Genomic DNA, 20,223 nt, shown 5'->3' with positions numbered 1-20,223 from the left:
AGGTACTGTTTCCTGGTTTAAAAAGCGACAACGCCCAGTATGGGGACAAACACAGGCGCTGTCACTAATAGTATTGTTAGGTTATTTCTGTAAACGTTTTTCGATAGCGTCCATCAGCATTCCGGTGATCGAAATCGGGAATTCCGCTTCAATTTCACGAATGCAGGTCGGGCTGGTGACGTTCACTTCGGTCAGACGATCGCCGATGATATCCAGGCCAACGAAGATCAGGCCTTTGGCTTTCAGCGTTGGGCCAACGCGGCGGGCAATTTCCCAGTCGCTTTCGGTCAGCGGGCGCGGCTCACCGCGACCGCCGGCTGCCAGGTTCCCACGAGTTTCGCCACCCTGCGGGATACGCGCCAGGCAGTAAGGAACCGGTTCGCCATCTACCACCAGAACGCGCTTATCGCCGTCTTTAATCGCCGGAATATAGTTCTGCGCCATGCAGTAACGCGTGCCCAGTTCGGTCAGCGTTTCGGCAATCACGCCAATGTTCGGGTCGCTCTCCTTAACGCGGAAAATCGACGCGCCGCCCATGCCGTCCAGCGGCTTCATGATGATATCGCCGTGCTTCTGCCAGAATTCCTTCAGCTGCGCTTTGCTGCGGGTCACCAGGGTTTCCGGCGTCAGGTCAGAGAACCAGGCGGTGTAGAGCTTCTCGTTGCAGTCGCGCAGGCTCTGCGGCTTGTTGACGATCAGCGTGCCTTTCTCTTCTGCGCGCTCAAGGATATAGGTGCTGTAGATGTATTCGGTGTCGAACGGCGGATCTTTACGCATCAGGATGACGTTGAGATCGGCCAGGGCAATATCCTGCTCGGTGCCGAACTCATACCATTTGTCATAGTTCTGCTCGACGTTAACGATGCGGGTGCGCGCGCGGGCTTCACCGTTGATCAGGTAAAGATCGTTCATCTCCATATAGTGGAGTTCATAGCCGCGACGCTGCGCTTCCAGCAGCATGGCGAAGCTGGAATCTTTCTTGATGTTAATGTTTGCGATGGGGTCCATCACGATGCCGAGCTTGATCATGTTCTTCTCCGTTAATGCTTCAACCCAGATCGCCAAACCGTACCTGTAGCGCGGTAATGGCCGTGAGTGCCGTTGTCTCAGTGCGCAGAACGCGAGGTCCCAACAGAATATCAGTAAACTGGTAACGTGCCGTCATCGCAATTTCGTCCGCCGACAGGCCGCCTTCGGGGCCAATCAGCAGGCGTACGCGCTCAACGGGCAGGGGCAGCGTATTGATGCTGGCGCTGGCGCGCGGATGAAGATTGAGCTTCAGCCCGCTTTCCTCTTCTGCACACCAGTCCTCCAGATCCATCGCCGGGCGGATCTCCGGAATACGGTTGCGGCCACTCTGTTCGCAAGCCGCAATGGCGATTTTCTGCCACTGCTGGATCTTTTTGTTCAGACGTTCCGCATCCAGTTTAACGCCGCAGCGCTCAGAAAAAAGTGGCGTAATGAGGCTTACACCCAGTTCAATGGATTTCTGTATGGTGAACTCCATTTTCTCGCCGCGCGACATCACCTGGCCCAGATGGATGTGCAGCGGTGATTCCCGATCATCCACTTCGCCACGCAGGACGTTAACGTGTACGCTTTTTTTATCAGACCGCGTGATTTCCGCGTCGAAAACCTGGTTCGAGCCGTCGAACAGCTGTATTGCCTGGCCTGCGCCCATGCGCAGCACGCGGCCAACGTGGTTGGCGGCGTCATCAGACAAGGCGATTTCGCGGCCTGCGGTAATCAGTTCAGGATGGTAAATGCGGGGAATGCGCATAGTCAGAAATTCCATGTGTCATGCGATATAAGCGAATTGCCGTAGTGTAGGTTAGCTCTTTTGCGCCTGGCAAGCCCGCTGGACGTAAGGGTTGTGATTCCCCTGGACTCTGGCGATACGTTCGTCGCGCTGGCATTCCCACTCCGTCACCGGGTACTGCTTGTCCCAGGCGTTGAACAGCTGCGTCTGCTGGCGGGAGAGGTTGAGGTCGTAACGGTCACGCATATAGAAGTAGGTGCGGGCAATGCTGCCGCGCGCGCGGGCAGGGGGCTCGGCGACTTTCTCTTTAAAATCAACCTTCATACCGCACTGGCCGTACTGGCCTTCGCCACCGTTCCACTGGCTGTACATGAAATTACCCCGGTCGCCGTTCACTTCACCTACGGCAGGCTGCAGGTTATGCATATCGCTTTCCATCTGGCGATAAACCGGGTCTTTGGCGCAGTTTTTACGTCCGCCATCCTGCCAGCACTGGCGCTGGTGGCCAAACTGCCAGGCCGGAACGACATGTTCCCATTCAATGCGGCTGGCGCGGTTTTCGTTTTTACGCACCTTATAGCCGCAGGACTCAAGGTCAACGACCCCTTTTTTACCCTGCCAGTTAATTTTACAGCCGCAGTAGAAATCCCCCGGCACATCGGCGTTTACCTTCACGCCTGCTGCCTTGGCCTGGGAAAAACTGTTGATACCGTCGGCCAGAGCATGGCCTGAGAGCGCCGTCGTCAGAAAGGCGACCGCGAGAGAAAAATTACGGGACATCTTACACTCCGTGTCAAAACGAGCCCGCAACGTAACGAATGTTGTTCCCGTATGCAATCAGTCAGATCAGGAAAGTTCCTGAAAGTTCAGATGATTATTCCGCAACCAGCGGCTCGCCGCATTTGACGCAGCGGTAGGTCGCCTCGCCGCGCACCACGCGATTATGGCGGCGGACGGTAAGCTGGTGCAGCTGACACTGGCAGCGGTAGGGGAAGGTATTGCGGCGCACCGATTCCAGTTCGAACTGATGGGTGCGGCGTGCCGGAACGCCGAGCACCGCTTCCATCATCCACTTCCACTCCTTGCCGTGGGGCGCGACGCGTCCGAAGTGTTTCCACACCAGCAGATGCGCCAGCTCGTGCGGTACCACTTCCTCGATAAACGCCTGCTGGTTTTCCATCATCAGCACCGGGTTAAGGCGGATCTCATACGGCTCGAGCCAGGCGGTACCCGCCGCGGTTCCGCGCTGCTGATAAACGATCTTAGGTTCAGGGTAATTGCGGCCGAGCTTCAGGTTCGCCTGGGCGAGTTTTTCCCGCAGGCAGCGCATAACGGCTTGCTGAAGGGCGATGGGGAGACGGGGTGCTTTCATAGGGGCAGAGCATAAAGCGCGAAGCGGGGAGGCGCAAGAGGCGCCTCCCGCGTGAGGATCAGTCGTGGGCGCCGATTTCGCGCAGCGGACGACCTTTCATCAGGTTACGTTCAATATGTTCCAGAGAAACGTGTTTGGTTTCTGGAACCAGCCAGATTGTCAGCACAATAAAGAAGATATTCAGACCTGCGTAGACCCAGAAGGTGTTCGCGTTGCCCAGGGTATTGAGCATGGTCAGGAACGTTGCTCCGACGATCATGTTGGCAATCCAGTTGGTTGCGGTAGAGCAGGTGATACCAAAATCACGCCCTTTCAGCGGCTGGATCTCAGAGCACAGTACCCAAATCAGCGGGCCGGCGCTCATCGCAAACCCGACGATAAACATCAGCAGCATGCCGACCGCAAAGTACTGGGCGGTTGGTGAGTGAATGCCCACATGCATCATGGTACCGAGGACACCCATACCGGCTGCCATCACCAGGAAGCCCAGCGTCAGCGTTGGCTTACGTCCCCAGCGGTCCACCAGACCGATGGCGATAAAGGTCGCCAGCACGTTGGTCAGACCCACGATGACGGTCCCCCACATTTGTTCGGTGGTGTTGGTATAGCCCGCCAGCTCAAAGATTTTTGGCGCGTAATACATGATGACGTTCATCCCGGTGAACTGCTGCATCACCTGAAGCAATACGCCAAGGAACACCGCGCGGCGGAAGTTGCTGTTCTCTTTAAACAGCGCCCAGCCGGACTGTTTGACCTTCAGGCTTTCGCGGATCTCTTCCAGCTCGTTTTTCGCTTCGGCGCTGGTATCGCGCAGGCGCATCAGCACGCGTTCGGCATCGTGGAATCGACGTTTGGCGGCGAACCAGCGCGGGCTGTCCGGCAGGAAGAAGACGCCAATCAGCAGCAGAATGGCCGGGATGATGATCACGCCGAGCATCCAGCGCCATGCGCCGCTGTAGCTAAACGCGGTATCAGAAAGGTACGCGCCCAAAATACCGATGGTGATCATGAGCTGGTACATCGAAATCATACTGCCGCGGATTTTCTCCGGCGCGATTTCAGACAGGTAAAGCGGGGCGGTATAGGACGCCACGCCCACGGCCAGGCCGAGCAGCACGCGGGAAACCAGCAGGACCTCAACGTTAGGCGCAGCGGCAGAGAAGAGTGAACCGGCAACGAACAGGATCGCGCCGATCATCAGGCTCTTTTTACGCCCGAGCTTGAAGGAGAGCCAGCCGCTACCGACGGCCCCGACGGCAGCGCCAAACATCATGGAGCTGACCACCCACTCCTGGGTGTGAGCGCTGATCTGGAACTCGTCAGTAATGAAAGGTAATGCACCGGCAATGACGCCGATATCCAGGCCAAAAAGTAATCCTGCCAGGGCGGCGAGGAAACAGACGAAGAATGTCATCGCCTTGTTGGACGTACGCCCCTGTTTTTTATTGTCAGGCATTATGCCCTCCAGTTGGGTTATCAGTTTTATTGATATAAAGGGTAGGTGAGTGACCCGTAAAAATATGTGAGATTAATCACATAGGTGTAATCGGTTACACTAAGGTGCAACCGTAAAAATAATTAAAGCTTTGAAAATATAGAGGTAAACGAGGTGATATGCATCGCGAAAGAACACATTTCAGACTTAACTGAAATGAGATGTAACAGCAGAAGAAAGGCGATCATGCAAAGAGAATATTCTGAAAGCGAGACGCATCCGGTGCAGTGTAATCGGTTCCATATGTGCGCCTTTGCGGCGTCACCCGACAAAAAAAGGCCAGCCCGAAGGCTGGCCTTTTATCACGCAGATGTCAGTCGATTACTTCAGACCGGCAGCTTCACGCAGCAGAGCGGCTTTGTCGGTTTTTTCCCATGGGAAATGTTCACGACCAAAGTGACCGTATGCAGCGGTTTCTTTGTAGATTGGGTGCAGCAGATCCAGCATCTGAATCAGGCCGTATGGACGCAGGTCGAAGAACTCGCGCACCAGCAGGGTCAGCTGTTCTGAAGGCACTTTCTCGGTACCGAAGGTTTCCACCATGATGGAGGTGGGTTCAGCCACGCCGATTGCGTAGGAGACCTGAATCTCACAGCGGTCAGCCAGGCCGGCAGCAACGATGTTTTTCGCCACATAACGTGCCGCGTACGCCGCAGAACGGTCAACTTTAGACGGATCTTTACCGGAGAACGCACCGCCACCGTGACGCGCCATGCCGCCGTAGGTATCAACGATGATTTTACGACCTGTCAGACCGCAGTCACCCATTGGGCCGCCGATAACAAAGCGTCCGGTTGGGTTGATGAAGAATTTGGTCGCAGAGCTCAGCCATTCGGTAGGCAGAACCGGCTTGATGATCTCTTCCATCACTGCTTCCTGCAGGGATTTCTGATCGATTTCTTCGGAATGCTGGGTAGACAGAACCACCGCGTCAATACCGACGATTTTGCCGTCGTCATACTGGAAGGTGACCTGGCTTTTCGCATCCGGGCGCAGCCACGGCAGGGTGCCGTTTTTACGCACTTCTGCCTGACGCTGCACCAGACGGTGTGCGTAGGTGACCGGTGCTGGCATCAGCACGTCGGTTTCGTTGGTTGCATAGCCGAACATCAGACCCTGGTCGCCCGCGCCCTGTTCCAGCGGATCGGCACGGTCAACGCCCTGGTTGATATCCGGAGACTGTTTGCCAATTGCGCTCAGTACCGCGCAGGAGTTGGCATCAAAACCCATATCAGAATGCACATAGCCGATCTCACGCACCGTGTTACGGGTGATCTCTTCGATATCAACCCATGCGCTGGTGGTGATCTCACCGCCAACCAGAACCATGCCGGTTTTGACATAGGTTTCACACGCTACGCGCGCTTTAGGATCCTGCGCCAGGATCGCATCCAGCACCGCATCGGAGATTTGGTCAGCAATTTTATCAGGATGTCCTTCTGATACGGACTCGGACGTAAACAGGTGTTTTGCCATGTTTTATTTCACCTAAGAGGAATTTGGTTAGCTCAAGCTGCTGTGTGGAATAGCCAAAGGAGATAATTCTACCAAGGCCTGCAGGTTTTTGACACTGGCAGTATGAGTGTTAATCAGTATAGATGGATTAACATCTGGATGGCTATTTTAGGTCACTTCTTCGCCCGATTTCCAGTTTTTTTTGACTAACCTCTCACTCAGTTGAAATTGCTGCTGGCAATAATTCCTGACGGCTCCGGCAACACGCGCATTTTTGTTTTGCTTTTTAGCCCCCTTCTCGGTATAAAACGCGGCGCGCGGCTCATATAAAATAAGCGCTCGATGAACTCATCGTGTCGCCACTTCCAGCCGGGTTAAGCAGTGAACTTTTAGCTTTGGCTTGGGGTCCGTTTCAGCAGAAGCGGCCGTGGAGGTGATACGAGATAATGAACCATCGTTTTCCGCTAATTCAGCGCAGCCGTTCTGGCGCGCATTTGATTCCCGCAACCCGCATTTTTAGTCTGCAAACCTGCCGATGTTATACCCATCTCGGCGCTTCTCAGGATTCCAGGGCCGGTCGCGCTTTGTGAAAACTGAACAAGGGCGCTCTTGTTAATACAAGAGTTTTCTCGTGGTTTCGCCGAACCTTGTCATACAGAGTTCGGATACGTGTTTTACAATGATATGAATAAGAAACCGGTCGCACGGTCTGGATTTCAGCATACTCTGCTGGGAAACGGAGCCGTTTATGGGTTGTTATCGCCGTATAACGCTGCGATAGTAGTCAACTGTTTTACACTTAATACAAAGAGTTGAGGTTCGCTATGTCTGACGACATGTCTTCTTTTTCGCCTTCGTCAGCGGGCGAACAGGGTGTACTACGTTCTATGCAGGAGGTTGCGATGAGCTCCGAGGAAGCCAGCAAGATGCTGCGCACTTACAATATTGCCTGGTGGGGCAATAACTATTACGACGTCAACGAACTGGGCCACATCAGCGTCTGCCCGGATCCGGACGTCCCTGAAGCGCGCGTGGATCTCGCGAAACTGGTGAAAGCCCGTGAGGCTCAGGGCCAGCGTTTGCCTGCACTGTTCTGCTTCCCGCAGATCCTGCAACATCGCCTGCGTTCGATTAACGCCGCGTTTAAGCGCGCGCGTGAGTCCTACGGTTATAAAGGTGACTACTTCCTGGTTTACCCGATCAAGGTGAACCAGCACCGCCGCGTAATTGAATCTCTGATCCACTCCGGCGAGCCGCTGGGTCTGGAAGCCGGTTCCAAAGCTGAACTGATGGCAGTTCTGGCGCATGCGGGCATGACCCGTTCAGTGATCGTCTGTAACGGCTATAAAGACCGTGAATACATTCGTCTGGCGCTGATTGGCGAGAAGATGGGCCACAAGGTCTATCTGGTTATCGAGAAGATGACCGAAATCGCCATCGTGCTGGAAGAGGCCGAGCGTCTGAACGTGGTGCCACGCCTTGGCGTGCGTGCGCGTCTGGCGTCACAGGGTTCCGGCAAATGGCAGTCCTCCGGCGGCGAAAAATCCAAGTTCGGCCTGGCGGCAAACCAGGTACTGCAGCTGGTGGAAATCCTGCGCGAGCGCGGTCGTCTGGACAGCATTCAGCTGCTGCACTTCCACCTCGGCTCGCAGATGGCCAACATTCGCGATATTGCGACCGGCGTGCGTGAGTCAGCGCGTTTCTACGTTGAGCTGCATAAGCTTGGCGTAAATATTCAGTGCTTCGACGTGGGCGGCGGCCTGGGCGTGGACTACGAAGGGACCCGCTCGCAGTCTGACTGCTCCGTGAACTACGGCCTGAACGAATACGCGAACAACATCATCTGGGCGATCGGCGATGCCTGTGAAGAGAACGGCCTGCCGCACCCGACGGTGATCACCGAATCCGGTCGCGCAGTCACTGCGCACCATACGGTGCTGGTCTCGAACATCATCGGCGTTGAGCGCAGCGAAACCACCGAAGCGACGCCTCCGGCAGACGATGCGCCGCGTTCCCTGCAGAGCATGTGGGAAACCTGGCAGGAGATGCACGAGCCGGGCACGCGTCGTTCCCTGCGCGAATGGCTGCACGACAGCCAGATGGACCTGCACGATATTCACGTGGGCTATTCTTCAGGCACCTTCAGCCTGCAGGAGCGCGCGTGGGCGGAGCAGCTCTATCTGAACATGTGCCATGAAGTGCAGAAACAGCTCGACCCGAGCAACCGCGCGCACCGTCCGATTATCGACGAGCTGCAGGAGCGTATGGCGGATAAGATTTACGTCAACTTCTCGCTGTTCCAGTCGATGCCGGATGCCTGGGGTATCGATCAGCTGTTCCCGGTTCTGCCGCTGGAAGGGCTGAACCACGCCCCGGAACGTCGCGCGGTGCTGCTGGACATTACCTGCGATTCCGACGGTGCTATCGACCACTATGTTGACGGCGACGGTATCGCAACGACGATGCCAATGCCGGAATACGACCCGGAGAACCCGCCGATGCTGGGCTTCTTTATGGTCGGCGCGTATCAGGAGATCCTCGGCAACATGCATAACCTGTTCGGTGATACCGAAGCGGTGGACGTGTTCGTGTTCCCTGACGGCAGCGTGGAAGTTGAGCTGTCCGATGAAGGGGACACCGTGGCGGACATGCTGGAATACGTTCAGCTCGATCCGAAAACCCTGCTGACACAGTTCCGCGATCAGGTGAAAAACACCGGTCTGGACGACGCGCTCCAGCAGCAGTTCCTGGAAGAGTTTGAAGCGGGTCTGTACGGGTATACCTACCTGGAAGACGAGTAGGAAAACCTCCCTCTCCCTGTGGGAGAGGGGCGGGGTGAGGGCATCAGACCGCTAAGTCGCTGATGCCCGGTGGCGCTGCGCTTACCTAGCCTACGAACGTAGGCCGGATAAGGCGAAGCCGCCATCCGGCAGAATGCTATACTCACTTGAACCCGTATGCATTACCGGCGATAATTCGCCCTAATAAGCGATTTACGAATCAATCCCTTCCTCGTCGGGTTTAACGACGCGGAGGGGATTTTTTTTCATCTGTTTTTAATGTATCGACTTTAAAAGAGGTCAGGACATGAGCACTTTAGGTCATCAGTACGATAACTCTCTGGTATCTAACGCGTTTGGTTTTTTACGCCTTCCGATGAACTTCCAGCCGTACGACAGCGACGCTGACTGGGTGATCACCGGCGTGCCGTTCGATATGGCGACATCTGGCCGCGCGGGTGGTCGTCACGGCCCGGCGGCGATCCGTCAGGTTTCCACTAACCTGGCCTGGGAGCACAACCGCTTCCCGTGGAACTTCGACATGCGCGAGCGCCTGAACGTGGTGGACTGCGGTGACCTGGTGTATGCCTTCGGCGACGCGCGTGAGATGAGCGAAAAGCTGCAGGCCCACGCCGAGAAGCTGCTGGCCGCCGGTAAGCGCATGCTCTCCTTCGGCGGCGACCACTTCGTGACCCTGCCGCTGCTGCGCGCCCACGCGAAGCACTTCGGTAAAATGGCGCTGGTGCACTTCGATGCGCATACCGACACCTACGCGAACGGCTGCGAGTTCGACCACGGCACAATGTTCTTCACCGCGCCGAACGAAGGTCTGATCGACCCGAACCACTCGGTGCAGATCGGTATTCGCACCGAGTTCGACAAAGACAACGGTTTCACCGTGCTGGATGCGGGCCAGGTTAACGATCGCGGCGTCGACGACATCATCGCTCAGGTGAAGCAGATCGTGGGTGATATGCCCGTGTATCTGACCTTCGACATCGACTGTCTGGATCCGGCATTTGCACCGGGCACCGGTACGCCGGTCATCGGCGGTTTGACCTCAGATCGTGCCATTAAGCTGGTGCGCGGCCTGAAGGATCTGAACATTGTCGGGATGGACGTGGTGGAAGTGGCGCCTGCGTACGACCAGTCCGAGATCACCGCGCTGGCCGCAGCGACTCTGGCGCTGGAAATGCTCTATATTCAGGCAGCCAAAAAAGGCGAATAAGCCTCGCCTTGCGTGAAAAAAAACCTCTCTACTGAGAGGTTTTTTATTGCCTTTAGAACACGTTAAACGGGTATTCCACGTAAGCGCGGATCTCGTCCCCGCCCACGTTGTACTCGCTGGCGTTGCTGGAGACGCGCAGGACGGAGTAGCGCAGTTTCAGCTTCAGATCCTTCGCCGGACCATCCTGCACCTGGTACTGGATCTGGTTAAACCACTCGTGCTCTTTGCCGTTGCTGGTTTCAGAGGTTTTGATGTTATCGCCGCGCACGTAGGCGGTGGTCCAGCTCAGGCCCGGTAAGCCAAGGCCGGCAAAGTCCAGACCGTAGGATGCCTGCCAGGAACGTTCATCTTCGCCATTAAAATCAGACCAGTAGGAGTTCGCCAGCCAGATGGTGTTACCGCCATCACCCACGCCGCCCTTGTCGCGATAGCCGCCGTAGTTGTAGCCGGTGCTGCCGCTGCTCTGCTGGTACGCCACTTTGAACGTGTGAATGTCCCAGATGTAGCTCGCCGCCAGGCTCCAGATGGTGTTGCTGCGGCCCGTGTCGAGGCTGTCCGCGTAACCCTGGTCCAGACGGGAGTTATAGCCGTTGAAGTCGAGTACCAGCTGCTGCCCGGTGCTGAACGGCTGTTTGAAGTTCATGCCCAGGTATTGCTTGTTCATTACCTCTTCATTATGAGAGGCGTACAGCGCGCCGCTGAACTGGTCGTTAAACTGATAGCTCGCACCGCCGAAGGAGAGGCTCTTCAGCCCGCTGTCGTGGCGGTCATCGCTTTTACGCTGCTCGTCGGTGAAGTAACCAGCGTTGACTTCCAGACCGTCGATCTCTTTTGAGGTCAGCATGGTGCCGGTATAGCTTTCAAACAGCAGGCGGGAGCTGTCGGCATTCACGATGGGCAGCTCAGGGCGCTGATTCCCGTAGCTCAGTACGGTATTCGAGATGCGCATTTTGGCGGTGGCGCCAAACTTTGCCAGATCGGATTTTGCCCGGCCGTCATCTTCCTGCTTAAAGAAGTCGATGCCGCCCGCGCCGCTCTTGCCACGGCCGCCGTCCAGGCGCACGCCGTATTGAGCAATACCGTCCACGCCAAAGCCCACCAGCCCTTCGGTATAGCCGGATGCAAACGTGGCAATGATCCCCTGACCCCACTCGGCTTTGTCCTGCTGGCCCTGATGGTAATCGCGGCTGATATACGCATTGCGTAAAAACAGGTCCAGATGGCTGTCGTCAATAAAACCCTGGCTGTCGGATTGCTGGCTTGCAGCGGCAGGTAATGCGGCAAATAAGCTTAAAGCAATTAATGATAATTCTTTTTTCACGGAGGGAACGTCTCTGTCTGGATATAGTAATTTGAATAACTGCGGGCGTGATAATTACCGGAAAAAGAGACCTTTGCAATAATTATGTGACCAGACATTTCAATGCGATAGGGCAGATTTGGCGGGGCTTTCAGGGGTGTTATCGATACGTGCTGTTAAGTTAACAATTCATGCGAAATAAAAAGGAGGCAAAATTGCCTCCTTCTGAAATTATTTAATTCCGTCTGCGGCCATACGGTCGCGAATATGCTGTGCGCGTTCTTCTGAGGCCGGGTGATCGTCAAACATGGAGCTTTGGCGTCCGGCTTCCAGCTTGGCCAGTTTTTCGAAGCTGGTGGCTAAGCCTGAAGGATTAATGCCGCGTTTGCGCAACAGATCGTATGAGTAGTCATCCGCCTCGGACTCCTGACGCTGTGAGAACTGAGAGTTAACCAGCTTTTCACCCACGTCGCCAAGCTGTGACTGCGACAGGCTGCCAACGATACCGCCCGCTGAGGCCGCCGCTGCGCGGATGGCATTGGTGCCCAGGGCAACCTGCATCCCTTTCTTCACGTGGCCCAGGGCAACGTGGCCCATTTCGTGGCCGATCACCGCTTCCACTTCGTTGTCGGTCATCATGTCCATCAGTCCGCTATAGACGCGGATACAGCCGTTCGCCATCGCGAAGGCGTTCACGTCTTTCGCCATGTACACCTTGTAGTTCACCGGCTGGCCGTTGATGTTGTCGCCCAGCGCGGAAGCAATCTTATTCAGACGCTGCGTGTAGGTACTGTTAGCCGGCGCAAGCGTGGCTTTTCCGTCCATATCTTTACAGGCCTGGTCGCTCAGCGCTTTCACCTGCGCATCGCTCAGGGAATAGGCCTGAAAGGCCTCTGCGCCTGACGTCATCAGACCGTTAGAATCCATATTCTGACAGCCGCTCAGCAGGAGCGTTGTACCCAGGGCCAGCACTATTGCACGCATTTTCATGAGGTTGCTTCCGTACTCGTTAAACTGAATAAAATCCGAAAAGGGCACCGTCAGCGAAGCCGGTGTCGGGCTAAGTATAAGGAATATCTGCAGGGCCGGGCGAGCAGATTGCGCAACATGCGAGCATGATCCAGAGATTTCTTAACAAGCAAAAGAATGCTCCATGTACATGACTTGCGGCTTGGGTTACATTGTTGGCACTTTTTTCCGGCGTAGCCCAAAACGCGCTGTCGTCAAGGGCATGGCCTTTAACAGTCCGATCTGGAGTTAAAATGTCCTCACGTAAAGAGCTTGCTAATGCTATTCGTGCGCTGAGCATGGACGCAGTACAGAAAGCCAAATCCGGCCACCCAGGGGCCCCTATGGGTATGGCTGATATCGCCGAAGTCCTGTGGCGTGATTTCCTGAACCACAACCCGCAGAACCCGTCATGGGCTGACCGCGACCGCTTCGTGCTGTCCAACGGCCACGGCTCTATGCTGATCTATAGCCTGCTGCACCTCACCGGCTACGATCTGCCAATTGAAGAGCTGAAAAACTTCCGTCAGCTGCACTCCAAAACTCCAGGTCACCCGGAAGTGGGCTACACCGCTGGCGTAGAAACCACCACCGGCCCGCTGGGTCAGGGTATTGCTAACGCTGTGGGTATGGCGATTGCTGAGAAGACCCTGGCGGCGCAGTTCAACCGTCCTGGTCACGACATCGTTGACCACTTCACCTACGCGTTCATGGGCGACGGCTGCATGATGGAAGGCATTTCTCACGAAGTGTGCTCCCTGGCAGGTACCCTGAAGCTGGGTAAACTGGTTGCGTTCTATGACGACAACGGTATCTCCATCGACGGTCACGTTGAAGGCTGGTTCACCGACGACACCGCAGCACGTTTCGAAGCCTACGGCTGGCACGTTGTGCGTGGCGTTGATGGTCACGATGCTGACTCGATTAAACGTGCAGTGGAAGAAGCGCGCGCTGTGACGGACAAACCGTCCCTGCTGATGTGCAAAACCATCATCGGCTTCGGTTCACCGAACAAAGCGGGTACGCACGACTCCCACGGCGCGCCGCTGGGCGATGCGGAAATCGCGCTGACCCGCGAAGCGCTGGGCTGGAAACACCCTGCATTTGAAATCCCATCAGAGATCTACGCTCAGTGGGATGCAAAAGAAGTAGGTCAGGCGAAAGAAGCGGCCTGGAACGAGAAGTTCGCTGCTTACGCGAAAGCCTTCCCGCAGGAAGCGGCTGAATTCACCCGTCGTATGAAAGGTGACATGCCGTCTGACTTCGACGCGAAAGCGAACGAGTTTATCGCTAAGCTGCAGGCGAACCCGTCTAAAATCGCGAGCCGTAAAGCGTCTCAGAATGCGATTGAAGCGTTCGGCCCATGGCTGCCAGAATTCCTGGGCGGCTCCGCTGACCTGGCGCCATCTAACCTGACCCTGTGGTCTGGTTCTAAGCCAATCAACGAAGATACTGCCGGTAACTACATCCATTACGGTGTACGTGAATTCGGTATGACCGCGATTGCCAACGGTATCTCCCTGCACGGTGGTTTCCTGCCGTACACCTCTACCTTCCTGATGTTCGTTGAATACGCACGTAACGCCGTGCGTATGGCCGCGCTGATGAAACAGCGTCAGGTGATGGTCTACACCCACGACTCCATCGGTCTGGGCGAAGATGGTCCAACTCACCAGCCGGTAGAGCAGGTGGCTTCCCTGCGCGTGACCCCGAACATGAGCACATGGCGTCCATGTGACCAGGTTGAATCCGCGGTGGCGTGGAAATACGGCGTTGAGCGTCAGGACGGTCCAACCGCGCTGATCCTCTCCCGTCAGAACCTGGCACAGCAGGAGCGCACTCCAGAGCAGCTGGCGAACATCGCTCGCGGTGGTTACGTGCTGAAAGATTGCGCGGGCCAGCCGGAGCTGATCTTCATCGCCACCGGTTCTGAAGTTGAACTGGCGGTTGCAGCGTGGGAAAAACTGACTGCCGAAGGCGTGAAGGCGCGCGTGGTTTCCATGCCGTCTACCGACGCGTTCGACAAGCAGGATGCCGCTTACCGTGAATCCGTGCTGCCTAAAGCGGTTTCCGCTCGCGTGGCAGTGGAAGCGGGTATCGCTGACTACTGGTTCAAATACGTGGGCCTGAACGGTGCCATCGTCGGTATGACCACCTTCGGTGAATCTGCTCCTGCAGAACAGCTGTTCGAAGAGTTCGGCTTCACCGTTGAGAACGTTGTCGCGAAAGCGAAAGAACTTCTGTAATTGCTGTTTTGCCCGGTGGCGCGCTAGCGCTTACCGGGCCTACAAATGGCTCGCAAGTAGGCCGGGTAAGCGCTAGCGCGCCACCCGGCTTTTTTTGCGTCATTATTCCACCGAAAATGTGACGCAAGTCATATAGCTCGCTTATTCATCTGGACAGACATTCCTTTTATTCCCCGATTCGCTTATTCTTGCTGAAGCGTTTCAGTCGATTAAATGTTCGACAAATGACCAATCAATCGCAGTTTGTGACAGCAAGGATTCCCCTTCGGGCGTAGCTGGATTACTCTTTCAGCCACCTCAAACTCAGGGATTGCTTTGCAGGAGATCTATGACCGTACGCGTAGCGATTAACGGCTTCGGTCGCATCGGGCGTAATGTGGTTCGTGCTTTGTATGAATCCGGACGTCGGGCGGAAATGACCGTGGTGGCAATCAATGAACTGGCGGATGCTGCGGGCATGGCGCATTTGTTGAAGTATGACACCAGCCACGGACGCTTTGCCTGGGATGTACGCCAGGAAAGAGATCAGCTTTTTGTGGGTGACGACGCTATTCGTGTGCTGCATGAGAACAGCATCTCCGGGCTACCCTGGCGTGAACTGGGTGTGGATGTGGTGCTTGACTGTACCGGTGTGTATGGCAACCGCGAACATGGCGAAGCGCATCTCGCGGCAGGTGCGAAAAAAGTCCTGTTCTCCCATCCCGGCAGTAACGACCTCGACGCGACCGTCGTGTTTGGCGTCAACCAGCATGAGCTGCAGGCCGAACACCGCATTGTTTCCAACGCCTCCTGTACCACCAACTGCATTATTCCGGTCATCAAACTGTTAGACGATGCGTATGGCATTGAGTCCGGTACCGTGACCACGATTCACTCCGCCATGCACGATCAGCAGGTCATTGACGCTTACCACCCGGATTTACGGCGCACGCGTGCAGCGAGCCAGTCAATCATTCCGGTGGATACGAAACTGGCGGCAGGGATCACCCGAATTTTTCCGCAGTTCAATGACCGTTTTGAAGCGATTGCCGTGCGCGTCCCAACAATCAACGTCACCGCAATCGACCTTAGCGTAACGGTGAAAAAACCGGTAAAAGCCTGTGAAGTCAACCTGTTGCTGCAAAAAGCGGCACAGGGGGCATTTCATGGTATAGTTGACTATACGGAATTACCGTTGGTCTCAGTAGATTTTAACCACGACCCACACAGCGCCATCGTCGATGGCACGCAAACGAGGGTCAGTGGCGCACACCTTATCAAGACGCTGGTCTGGTGTGATAACGAATGGGGCTTTGCTAACCGAATGCTCGACACCACGTTGGCAATGGCTGCTCAAGGTTTCAGGTAAGACGCATCGTGCGTCTGCAAAACTTTAAGAATCAACGAGAGGATTCACCATGTCTGTAATTAAGATGACCGATCTGGATCTGGCTGGTAAACGCGTTTTCATCCGTGCCGATCTGAACGTACCGGTTAAAGATGGCAAAGTGACCAGCGACGCGCGTATCCGTGCATCTCTGCCAACCATCGAGCTGGCTCTGAAGCAGGGCGCGAAAGTGATGGTCACCTCCCACCTGGGTCGTCCAACTGAAGGCGAGTACAACGAAGAGTTCTCTCTGCTGCCAGTGGTTAATTACCTGAAAGACAAACTGTCCAACCCGGTTCGCCTGGTGAAAGATTACCTGGACGGCGTTGACGTTGCAGCCGGTGAACTGGTTGTTCTGGAAAACGTTCGCTTCAACAAAGGCGAGAAGAAAGACGACGAAACCCTGTCCAAAAAATACGCTGCACTGTGCGACGTATTCGTGATGGATGCCTTCGGTACGGCGCACCGTGCTCAGGCGTCTACCCACGGTATCGGTAAATTCGCAGACGTAGCGTGTGCCGGTCCTCTGCTGGCTGACGAACTGGAAGCGCTGGGTAAAGCACTGAAAGAACCTGCTCGTCCAATGGTCGCTATCGTTGGTGGTTCTAAAGTTTCCACCAAACTGACCGTTCTGGATTCCCTGTCTAAAATCGCTGACCAGCTGATCGTTGGCGGTGGTATCGCGAACACCTTCGTTGCCGCTCAGGGCCACAACGTCGGTAAATCCCTGTACGAAGCAGACCTGGTTGACGAAGCCAAACGCCTGCTGAGCACCTGCGATATCCCGGTTCCAACTGACGTTCGCGTAGCGACCGAGTTCTCCGAAACCGCAACCGCGACCCTGAAATCTGTAAACGACATCAAAGACGAAGAGCAGATTCTGGATCTGGGCGACGTTTCTGCACAGAAACTGGCTGAAATCCTCAAAAACGCAAAAACTATCCTGTGGAACGGTCCGGTTGGCGTGTTCGAATTCCCGAACTTCCGCAAAGGGACTGAAATCGTTGCTAACGCTATCGCAGACAGCGAAGCGTTCTCTATCGCAGGCGGTGGTGACACCCTGGCAGCAATCGACCTGTTCGGTATCGCTGACAAGATCTCCTACATCTCCACTGGTGGCGGCGCATTCCTCGAATTCGTGGAAGGCAAAGTACTGCCAGCAGTAGCAATGCTCGAAGAGCGCGCTAAGAAGTAAGCCATTCAAGGGCAGGGAAACCTGCCCAATTTTCAGCGCGCTTTTAAGAGCTCGCACCTTTTCTAACGGCCGAAGATACAGGACTAAGCAACATGTCTAAAATTTTTGATTTCGTAAAACCTGGCGTTATCACTGGTGATGACGTACAGAAAGTGTTCCAGGTAGCTAAAGAAAACAACTTCGCTCTGCCAGCAGTGAACTGCGTGGGTACCGACTCCATCAATGCCGTACTGGAAACCGCTGCAAAAGTTAAAGCACCGGTTATCGTTCAGTTCTCTAACGGCGGCGCTGCGTTCATCGCAGGTAAAGGCGTGAAAACTGACATTCCTCAGGGTGCTGCAATCCTGGGCGCTATCTCTGGTGCGCACCACGTACACCAGATGGCTGAGCACTACGGTGTTCCAGTTATCCTGCACACTGACCACTGCGCGAAGAAACTGCTGCCGTGGATCGACGGTCTGCTGGACGCGGGTGAAAAACACTTCGCGGCTACCGGTAAGCCACTGTTCTCTTCTCACATGATCGACCTGTCTGAAGAGTCACTGCACGAAAACATCGAAATCTGCTCCAAATACCTGGCGCGCATGGCCAAAATGGACATGACTCTGGAAATCGAACTGGGTTGCACCGGTGGTGAAGAAGACGGTGTGGACAACAGCCACATGGACGCTTCTGCACTGTACACCCAGCCAGAAGACGTTGATTACGCTTACACCGAGCTGAGCAAAATCAGCCCACGCTTCACCATCGCAGCGTCCTTCGGTAACGTACACGGCGTTTACAAACCAGGTAACGTGGTTCTGACTCCGACTATCCTGCGTGATTCTCAGGAATACGTTTCCAAGAAACACAACCTGCCGCACAACAGCCTGAACTTCGTCTTCCACGGCGGTTCCGGTTCTTCTGCTCAGGAAATCAAAGACTCCGTAAGCTACGGCGTAGTGAAAATGAACATCGATACCGACACCCAGTGGGCAACCTGGGACGGTATCCTGCAGTACTACAAAGCGAACGAAGCTTACCTGCAGGGCCAGCTGGGCAACCCGAAAGGCGAAGACCAGCCGAACAAGAAATACTACGATCCACGCGTATGGCTGCGCGCAGCGCAGACGTCCATGGTGACCCGTCTGGAGCAGGCTTTCAAAGAACTGAACGCGATCGACGTTCTGTAATTTGAGCTGCTAACAGCATCAGAAGGCCCGCAAATGCGGGCCTTTTTTTATGCTTTTTCAATACCCTGCCAGACCTGCTTTTGTGATCTGTTTGGCAAAACCGGTGCTTTTTGTTTACCCTTTACAGACCTGCCTGTCTCCATGGGGGATGGATTTTGTGTTTTGGTTTAACAAAAGGAAGAATAAATGGAACAACTCGATGTTGTAGACAGCATCAATAACGCCGGTAACTGGCTGGTGCGTAACCAGGCCCTGCTGCTGAGCTATGCCGTGAACATCGTCGCGGCGATTGCCATCATTATCGTCGGGATGATCGTGGCGCGTATTGTCTCGAATACGGTTAACCGCGTGATGCTGGCCCGTCACATTGACGCCACGGTGGCTGACTTCCTCTCCGCACTGGTGCGTTACGGCATTATCGCCTTTACGCTGATTGCCGCGCTGGGCCGTGTTGGGGTGCAAACCGCCTCCGTCATCGCCGTTCTCGGTGCCGCCGGTCTGGCTATTGGTCTGGCGCTGCAGGGCTCGCTTTCAAACCTGGCGGCAGGCGTTCTGCTGGTGACCTTCCGTCCGTTCCGCTCCGGCGAGTACGTTGACCTTGGCGGCATTGCCGGAACCGTGCTGCAGGTACAAATTTTCTCAACGACCATGCGCACCGTCGATGGCCGCATCGTGGTCGTGCCGAACGGGAAAATCATCGCGGGCAACATCATTAACTTCTCCCGTGAGCCGGTGCGTCGTAACGAACTGATTATCAGCGTGGCGTACGACTCCGACATCGATCAGGTGAAGTCGCTAATTAGCAACATCATCGCCTCAGACGATCGTATTCTGAAAGATAAAGAGCAGACGGTTCGCCTCAACGAACTGGGCGCGTCCTCCATTAACTTCGTGGTGCGTATCTGGAGCAAAAGCAGCGATCTGCAAAACGTGTACTGGGACGTGCTGGAGCGCATTAAGCGCGACTTCGATGCCAACGGCATCAGCTTCCCGTACCCTCAGATGGACGTAAACGTCAAAAAAGTCAAAGAAGCCGAATAACTTCTCGCAGGCCCGGTAAGCGCCAGCGCCACCGGGCTTTATTTTTATAAGTACTGCTAATCCCCAATTAATATTATCCATTTCCTCTAATGTAATTCGCGCAGTATAGTCTCCTTCAAGAACAATACTGTGAGAATTTCGTTATGTTATCTTATTATTTTCAAGGGCTTGCCTTAGGTGCAGCCATGATCCTTCCCCTTGGCCCGCAAAATGCGTTTGTGATGAACCAGGGCATTCGCCGCCAGTATCATCTGATGATTGCCCTGCTGTGTGCGGTAAGCGATTTACTGCTGATCTGTGCCGGGATTTTTGGCGGCAGCGCATTGCTCATGCAGTCTTCCTGGCTGCTGGCGCTGGTCACCTGGGGCGGCGTGGCGTTTCTGCTCTGGTACGGTTTTGGTGCCCTGAAAACGGCGATGAGCAGCAACCTCGAACTGGCGAGCGCGGAAGTCATGAAGCAGGGCCGCTGGAAGATTATCGTTACTATGCTGGCGGTCACCTGGCTTAATCCGCATGTTTATCTGGACACCTTCGTGGTGCTGGGCAGCCTCGGCGGGCAGCTGGACGTTGAGCCGAAACGCTGGTTTGCGCTGGGTACGGTTAGCGCCTCTTTCCTCTGGTTCTTCGGCCTCGCCATTCTGGCTGCATGGCTGGCTCCTCGTCTGCGTACGGCCAAAGCCCAGCGCATCATCAACACTCTGGTAGGGCTGGTGATGTGGTTTATAGCCTTTCAGCTGGCAAAAGAGGGGATTCACCACGTTCAGGAATTGTTCAACTAATCCTTGTCTTATGGACAACTGAACAAG

At 55.2% G+C, this 20,223-nt stretch carries 17 protein-coding genes; 9 read left to right on the top strand and 8 right to left on the bottom strand.

The window, feature by feature from the left end; genetic code table 11:
* Nucleotides 1-81: 81 nt before the first annotated feature.
* The 6 genes from gshB to metK form a co-directional block, all read right to left on the bottom strand.
* On the bottom strand, nucleotides 82-1,029 hold the full coding sequence (gshB, locus tag SPG90_RS13805) for a glutathione synthase (protein WP_029739222.1): 948 nt from the start codon (nucleotides 1,027-1,029) through the stop codon (nucleotides 82-84).
* Nucleotides 1,030-1,048: 19 nt separating this feature from the next.
* Nucleotides 1,049-1,780 (bottom strand): 16S rRNA (uracil(1498)-N(3))-methyltransferase, encoded by a 732-nt coding sequence (rsmE, locus tag SPG90_RS13800; protein ID WP_023309126.1) that lies wholly within the window; start codon nucleotides 1,778-1,780, stop codon nucleotides 1,049-1,051.
* 51 nt (nucleotides 1,781-1,831) lie between these two features.
* A complete protein-coding gene (endA, locus tag SPG90_RS13795) occupies nucleotides 1,832-2,539 on the bottom strand; it encodes a deoxyribonuclease I (protein ID WP_023333343.1) in 708 nt (235 codons plus the stop codon).
* A 94-nt stretch (nucleotides 2,540-2,633) separates the two neighbouring features.
* A complete protein-coding gene (locus SPG90_RS13790; protein ID WP_032667932.1) occupies nucleotides 2,634-3,131 on the bottom strand; it encodes a SprT family zinc-dependent metalloprotease in 498 nt (165 codons plus the stop codon).
* A 58-nt stretch (nucleotides 3,132-3,189) separates the two neighbouring features.
* Nucleotides 3,190-4,587 (bottom strand): galactose/proton symporter, encoded by a 1,398-nt coding sequence (gene galP / locus SPG90_RS13785; RefSeq protein WP_023309123.1) that lies wholly within the window; start codon nucleotides 4,585-4,587, stop codon nucleotides 3,190-3,192.
* A gap of 360 nt (nucleotides 4,588-4,947) precedes the next feature.
* Nucleotides 4,948-6,102 carry a methionine adenosyltransferase gene (metK, locus tag SPG90_RS13780; RefSeq protein ID WP_014885184.1) on the bottom strand — a complete coding sequence of 385 codons (1,155 nt, stop codon included), beginning with the start codon at nucleotides 6,100-6,102 and terminating at the stop codon, nucleotides 4,948-4,950.
* Between the two features lie 663 nt (nucleotides 6,103-6,765).
* Here metK and yqgB point away from each other — a divergent pair.
* The 3 genes from yqgB (at nucleotide 6,766) to speB (ending at nucleotide 10,089) form a co-directional block, all read left to right on the top strand.
* A complete protein-coding gene (yqgB, locus tag SPG90_RS13770) occupies nucleotides 6,766-6,897 on the top strand; it encodes an acid stress response protein YqgB (protein ID WP_127312443.1) in 132 nt (43 codons plus the stop codon).
* A gap of 8 nt (nucleotides 6,898-6,905) precedes the next feature.
* A complete protein-coding gene (speA, locus tag SPG90_RS13765) occupies nucleotides 6,906-8,882 on the top strand; it encodes a biosynthetic arginine decarboxylase (RefSeq protein ID WP_008499744.1) in 1,977 nt (658 codons plus the stop codon).
* A 286-nt stretch (nucleotides 8,883-9,168) separates the two neighbouring features.
* Entirely contained in the window at nucleotides 9,169-10,089 is a 921-nt protein-coding gene (speB, locus tag SPG90_RS13760) for an agmatinase (protein WP_014071686.1), read from the top strand.
* A 52-nt stretch (nucleotides 10,090-10,141) separates the two neighbouring features.
* Here the strand turns inward: speB and SPG90_RS13755 are convergent, their stop codons facing one another.
* Both SPG90_RS13755 and SPG90_RS13750 read right to left on the bottom strand, forming a co-directional pair.
* Entirely contained in the window at nucleotides 10,142-11,410 is a 1,269-nt protein-coding gene (locus tag SPG90_RS13755; RefSeq protein WP_023309119.1) for an OprD family outer membrane porin, read from the bottom strand.
* 210 nt (nucleotides 11,411-11,620) lie between these two features.
* Nucleotides 11,621-12,379 (bottom strand): M48 family metallopeptidase, encoded by a 759-nt coding sequence (locus SPG90_RS13750; RefSeq protein ID WP_021242066.1) that lies wholly within the window; start codon nucleotides 12,377-12,379, stop codon nucleotides 11,621-11,623.
* Between the two features lie 272 nt (nucleotides 12,380-12,651).
* On the opposite strand from SPG90_RS13750, the gene tkt reads away from it, so the two are divergent.
* The 6 genes from tkt to argO all read left to right on the top strand — a co-directional run bounded on the left by tkt (nucleotide 12,652) and on the right by argO (nucleotide 20,196).
* Nucleotides 12,652-14,643 (top strand): transketolase, encoded by a 1,992-nt coding sequence (gene tkt / locus SPG90_RS13745; RefSeq protein WP_045355615.1) that lies wholly within the window; start codon nucleotides 12,652-12,654, stop codon nucleotides 14,641-14,643.
* 328 nt (nucleotides 14,644-14,971) lie between these two features.
* Entirely contained in the window at nucleotides 14,972-15,991 is a 1,020-nt protein-coding gene (gene epd, locus SPG90_RS13740; protein ID WP_021242064.1) for an erythrose-4-phosphate dehydrogenase, read from the top strand.
* Nucleotides 15,992-16,040: 49 nt separating this feature from the next.
* Complete coding sequence (gene pgk / locus SPG90_RS13735; protein ID WP_024906565.1) at nucleotides 16,041-17,204, top strand: phosphoglycerate kinase; 1,164 nt, start codon at nucleotides 16,041-16,043, stop codon at nucleotides 17,202-17,204.
* Nucleotides 17,205-17,296: 92 nt separating this feature from the next.
* Nucleotides 17,297-18,376, top strand: a complete 1,080-nt coding sequence (gene fbaA / locus SPG90_RS13730) for a class II fructose-bisphosphate aldolase (protein WP_008499731.1) — start codon at nucleotides 17,297-17,299, stop codon at nucleotides 18,374-18,376.
* Between the two features lie 186 nt (nucleotides 18,377-18,562).
* On the top strand, nucleotides 18,563-19,417 hold the full coding sequence (locus tag SPG90_RS13725; protein ID WP_045405010.1) for a small-conductance mechanosensitive channel MscS: 855 nt from the start codon (nucleotides 18,563-18,565) through the stop codon (nucleotides 19,415-19,417).
* Nucleotides 19,418-19,560: 143 nt separating this feature from the next.
* Nucleotides 19,561-20,196 (top strand): arginine exporter ArgO, encoded by a 636-nt coding sequence (gene argO / locus SPG90_RS13720; RefSeq protein ID WP_047173568.1) that lies wholly within the window; start codon nucleotides 19,561-19,563, stop codon nucleotides 20,194-20,196.
* The last annotated feature ends 27 nt before the right edge of the window (nucleotides 20,197-20,223 follow it).

The organism is Enterobacter sp. D2 (genome assembly GCF_034427575.1).
Taxonomy (GTDB): Bacteria; Pseudomonadota; Gammaproteobacteria; order Enterobacterales; family Enterobacteriaceae; genus Enterobacter; species Enterobacter cloacae_M.
Note: the sequence above shows the minus strand (reverse complement) of the source record. Positions and strands in the feature narration are given on the sequence as shown.

Bases quoted from the DNA above. Each gene is read 5' to 3' on its own strand.
- gshB (WP_029739222.1), bottom strand. From the start codon at position 1,029: ATGATCAAGCTCGGCATCGTGATGGACCCCATCGCAAACATTAACATC.
- rsmE (WP_023309126.1), bottom strand. From the start codon at position 1,780: ATGCGCATTCCCCGCATTTACCATCCTGAACTGATTACCGCAGGCCGC.
- endA (WP_023333343.1), bottom strand. From the start codon at position 2,539: ATGTCCCGTAATTTTTCTCTCGCGGTCGCCTTTCTGACGACGGCGCTC.
- SPG90_RS13790 (WP_032667932.1), bottom strand. From the start codon at position 3,131: ATGAAAGCACCCCGTCTCCCCATCGCCCTTCAGCAAGCCGTTATGCGC.
- galP (WP_023309123.1), bottom strand. From the start codon at position 4,587: ATGCCTGACAATAAAAAACAGGGGCGTACGTCCAACAAGGCGATGACA.
- metK (WP_014885184.1), bottom strand. From the start codon at position 6,102: ATGGCAAAACACCTGTTTACGTCCGAGTCCGTATCAGAAGGACATCCT.
- yqgB (WP_127312443.1), top strand. From the start codon at position 6,766: ATGAATAAGAAACCGGTCGCACGGTCTGGATTTCAGCATACTCTGCTG.
- speA (WP_008499744.1), top strand. From the start codon at position 6,906: ATGTCTGACGACATGTCTTCTTTTTCGCCTTCGTCAGCGGGCGAACAG.
- speB (WP_014071686.1), top strand. From the start codon at position 9,169: ATGAGCACTTTAGGTCATCAGTACGATAACTCTCTGGTATCTAACGCG.
- SPG90_RS13750 (WP_021242066.1), bottom strand. From the start codon at position 12,379: ATGAAAATGCGTGCAATAGTGCTGGCCCTGGGTACAACGCTCCTGCTG.
- tkt (WP_045355615.1), top strand. From the start codon at position 12,652: ATGTCCTCACGTAAAGAGCTTGCTAATGCTATTCGTGCGCTGAGCATG.
- epd (WP_021242064.1), top strand. From the start codon at position 14,972: ATGACCGTACGCGTAGCGATTAACGGCTTCGGTCGCATCGGGCGTAAT.
- pgk (WP_024906565.1), top strand. From the start codon at position 16,041: ATGTCTGTAATTAAGATGACCGATCTGGATCTGGCTGGTAAACGCGTT.
- fbaA (WP_008499731.1), top strand. From the start codon at position 17,297: ATGTCTAAAATTTTTGATTTCGTAAAACCTGGCGTTATCACTGGTGAT.
- SPG90_RS13725 (WP_045405010.1), top strand. From the start codon at position 18,563: ATGGAACAACTCGATGTTGTAGACAGCATCAATAACGCCGGTAACTGG.
- argO (WP_047173568.1), top strand. From the start codon at position 19,561: ATGTTATCTTATTATTTTCAAGGGCTTGCCTTAGGTGCAGCCATGATC.